This window comes from Brachyspira catarrhinii (assembly GCF_005518285.1).
Classification (GTDB): domain Bacteria; phylum Spirochaetota; class Brachyspiria; order Brachyspirales; family Brachyspiraceae; genus Brachyspira; species Brachyspira catarrhinii.
This window is the reverse complement of record NZ_SJDU01000765.1, coordinates 1-494: the sequence shown is the minus strand read 5'-3', so window position 1 is coordinate 494 and position 494 is coordinate 1. Positions and strand designations below refer to the sequence as shown.

Below are 494 nucleotides of genomic sequence, written 5' to 3'. Positions count from 1 at the left end.
TATTTCTTATCGTTTTATCAGTTTTAGTAGTCGCTTTTATTTCTTGTAAAGATAAAGGCACAGACCCAACAACATTTAAACCCACTCAATTAGTCGGAACTTGGAACGATACGGATGGACAAGGATTGAGTTTTACTTTCAGCGACGCGGGAGAAATAGACTTTGGAAGTAAAGCTACAATAACAGAATGGGATGCTAATAAAGATAAAGAATTTAACGAATGGACGGTAGCTATAATAGTTGTAAATCCTTTCACAGGTCAAGGAAATGTATCTATGACTTTCAAATTCACAAGTGCATCTGATTGCGAAGTTTCAGGAGAAGGCGTAACTGTTAATTTTAAAAAATCATAAGGCTTAAAAACTAATAAACTGACAAAAATTGATAAGATAAGAAAAAGGCATCGTATTTATTGCGGTGTCTTTTTTATTTTAAACTTAATATTTGACTAATTTCATAACTAATTATATAATAGTCGAATTATATTTTAAAAA

At 30.8% G+C, this 494-nt stretch carries 1 protein-coding gene; it reads left to right on the top strand.

What is annotated here, in order from left to right; genetic code table 11:
* A partial coding sequence (locus tag EZH24_RS14525) for a hypothetical protein (protein ID WP_161976202.1) occupies positions 1-353 on the top strand: 353 nt, incomplete at its 5' end.
* Between the last annotated feature and the right edge of the window lie 141 nt (positions 354-494).